At 61.3% G+C, this 3,347-nt stretch carries 3 protein-coding genes; all 3 read right to left on the bottom strand.

Features of this window, described 5'->3' with window-relative positions; all coding sequences use genetic code 11:
- The coding region (locus EOA36_RS31420) for a glycosyltransferase family 2 protein (protein WP_145969408.1) at window positions 1-1,058 on the bottom strand (1,058 nt) is incomplete at its 3' end.
- 2 nt (window positions 1,059-1,060) lie between these two features.
- Window positions 1,061-2,257, bottom strand: a complete 1,197-nt coding sequence (locus EOA36_RS31415; protein WP_127280758.1) for an acyltransferase — start codon at window positions 2,255-2,257, stop codon at window positions 1,061-1,063.
- A gap of 625 nt (window positions 2,258-2,882) precedes the next feature.
- The coding region (locus EOA36_RS31410) for a TetR/AcrR family transcriptional regulator (RefSeq protein WP_145969407.1) at window positions 2,883-3,347 on the bottom strand (465 nt) is incomplete at its 5' end.

Raw genomic sequence — 3,347 nt, 5'->3', positions numbered from 1 at the left:
TTCAGGTACCGCGCCACTGCGTCCGCCTGGCGGCCGGCCGACATCGAGACGAGACTGAACAATGGCGCGTAGGCGGCGGGACGCAACGCGTACTTTTCGCGGCGTCGAATGAAATTCCATTTCGCGGTCCGCGTCAGGAATTCGTGCGTCAGCGGAGGTTGCATTTCGTCGCCTATCAGTTGGTAGAGGAAATAGAACAGGTTCAACGCGCCGGCCGCAAAACTCGGCCGCGTTTCCGTCGGCAGCGCGGAGATCCTTGCCTCGAGTGCAAGAATGAACGCCGCAGCCCGGCGAACCGTGTCGGTCGAAACGGCCTCGCCGATGTCGCGCAGATCGCGCGTATCCTGTGCCAGGCCTTCCCGCTCGAGGTTCTCGGCCACGATCGTCAGATGTGTCCGGCGCATCTCCTTCCTGTGCCTGCTCGTTACGCTCCCGTCATGGATACGGTAGACGATCAGGTTTTCGGGGATCATCGCCGCCGGGTAACGATCGGCGAGCCGCCTGAAGAGGTCGAAATCCTCGGCATGTTTGTATTTCGGGTCGTAGAATAGAACGTCGTCCTTTATGACTTTCCGGTTGTATACAACCGTGGAGTGCATGAATATCGTGAAGAACATCGACAATATACGGAGCTGGCCGAACCGGAAGACCGGATCGGGTGTACCCTTGGCGACGCGGTTGCGAAGCAAGGTATCGAAGCCGGCGCCACACAGAGCGAGATCGGGCTGCCGGTCGAACAGCGCCACCTGGCGCGACAGGCGTGACGGATAGGCGATATCGTCCGCGTCCATCCTGGCGATAAGGTCGCCCCGAGCGACAGCCAAACCCTCGTTGAGGGTTGCGATGAGGCCCCGATTTTCGCGGGAGATGATGGAAATCCGATTGTCGGCCTGCCGGTGCCGCTGCAGGATTTGCAGGGAGTTGTCCGTCGAGCCGTCGTCGATCGCAATGACCTCCAGGCGATCGTGGTCCTGCCGCAGGATGCTGCCGAGCGCGGTGCTGAGATAGGGTCCCGCGTTGTAGACCGGCAGCAGAACGGATACCAGGGGAGCGGCCATGGTCAGCTCCGATCCGTTCGTTGAAGATCGCCTGCCGCCTCGCGGCCATCGAGCAAGCCACCGGGATAAGCCCCTGCCGCGCCTCTGGGCCATCCGGCGTCGGTCGTGTCGGCGCGGGCCCGGATGCGCGTGCCAGCTCCTGGCGCGACATAGGGAAAGTAGCGCTTGAAGCTGTTGAGCGGCTTTTCGAAAACCAGCCACGATACCGACGCCAGGATAAGGGTGGCCGTTCCTGCAACCAGGAACCGACCCGCCCCCTGCTCCGAGACGTTGACGGGGATCCACGGCTGGGACTTGACGGCCAACGACAGGAGTATGGGGTGGTACAGATAGACGCCATAGCTGACGCGGCCAAGGGCGGTGAGCGGCGGCAGTTCGAGAAGCCAGCCCCGGTACCCCCGATGGCCTCGAGAACAACTTGCGACGATCATCACGAGAGGCCCGAGCGGAAGGATTTGCGACAGCAGCCAGCGGCCCCATTCCTGGACAGTGTCCGGCGGCGCCGGAGCAAACCACTGCAGGGCGAAAAACGCGACCGCGAGCGCCGGCCAGCCAAGCCGTAACCACTGTGGCAAGACGGTGGCCCTGGTTCGGTAGACGGCAAGCCACGCACCCGAGGCGAGCGCGTCCATGGAAGCCGGTGGAAGCAGATCGCGCGCCAGCGCGGGGGTTCCAGTGATCGGCCAGTAAAAGCGATACGACAATGACAGCACGATGACGCCGATGCAGATCGCCTCGAGGCGGCGGCGTGGCGCCAGCAAGACGACCAGCGGCCAGGCGATATAGAACTGCTCCTCGATGCTCAGGCTCCAGAAATGGCAAAGCAGCCAGGGCGACCAGTCATTGCGCAGCGCGTACCAGAAATTCGACAGGTAAAGCGCATGCCAGATCAGCGATCCCCTGGAATGCTCCAGGTCAACCATCCAGACGACGCCCAGCACGGCAAAATAGGGCGGGAATATTCGCAGTGCCCGCCTGATGTAGAAGGATCTCAGCGCGGGCGCGGCCTCAAATTCAGCCGCCGAACGCGCTTCCAGGAGAAGGCGCGTGATGAGAAAGCCGCTCAGCACGAAGAACAGCCGCACGCCGATGTGGCCCCAGAAAGAAGAGCCTCCCGCCGCGAAGAAATGGGAATACAGCACCAACGTGACGGCGATGGCCCTCAATCCGTCCAGCTGGGTATCGCGAGAGTTTCCCATCAGCCGCTTCCCCCGGCGGAACATCTCTGATGAGGCTGCCGGGGCATCCCCACGAATTCCCGGCTTCGAGAGTCAAAGGGGTTCGCAACGGACGACCCGCATCCTTGCCGGCGCTTATGTTCGCCAAAGCGCCGACAATGCAAAATCCACGCTCCACGAGCCCGCCCGGGACGGGTCCGATATCGCATATCTGCCAGCGGAAAGCTCAAGTTGGTCAACTTGACGGAACCCTCGCCGCGCGTTTCCATTTGGCCAATGAGTGCTTCCGCGCAATGGTGCGGCGCAACACAAAAGATTTACCGTGCTGAAATAGTTTTGTGAAGCGAGGGCTAAAAACCGACTAAAAACCGCCCTGATTTTGCCGCTAACGCCAAAGAGGCCGTTAATCGTGCGAAGTGCATGAGGTTGTTCGGGTAAAGCCGCACATATTCCCGGTTGCATCTCGGGAAAAACATCCAGATTTTTCTACAAATCATCGAAAATTACATTTTCAATATGCGATTTATAACAAAATTAGACCCAGAGAATTATACGAAATAATTGGTCTTTTGCGGCGCAGCATAGCCAATCACCGTTCGGAATCGAAGGTCGGGACTTGCGCGCCTAGTGCAGTCCAGGCGCCTCTTCATCCCGCCTTTACAGCCCCGAACCGCAAGCCATCCATCAACAGCTTGACCAGCCGGCGCGAGCGGTCGCGCCATTCAGGGGTGTCGGGTGCCGAGTAGATGCCGCCCAGCGCGTGCAGCACGTCGGAGGCATCGACGTCGCCGCGGATGGTGCCGTCGGCGACCGCCGCATCCACCAGTTGCCGCAGCGCCTGCGACACTCGTCCCGACGTGTCGGAAAACAGCGTCGAATTGGTGGTGAGAAGGATGCGCAGGCTGGTCGCCAGGCCGCGCTTGGTGGCGATATAATCGACGAAGCGGCGCATCCATTCTTCCAGCGCGACATCCGAGGGATGTTTTACCGCAAGCTCGCCAGCCGCTGCGCACAACCCCTCCACCTCGCGGCGATAGACCACCTCGACCAGATGCTCGCGCGTAGGGAAATGGCGGTAGAGCGTGCCGATGCCGACGCCGGCGCGCCGGCG

The organism is Mesorhizobium sp. M8A.F.Ca.ET.021.01.1.1, from assembly GCF_003998025.1.
In the GTDB taxonomy this organism is placed as follows: Bacteria; Pseudomonadota; Alphaproteobacteria; order Rhizobiales; family Rhizobiaceae; genus Mesorhizobium.
The sequence above is the reverse complement of the archived record's forward strand: the minus strand, read 5'-3'. Positions and strand labels throughout refer to the sequence as shown.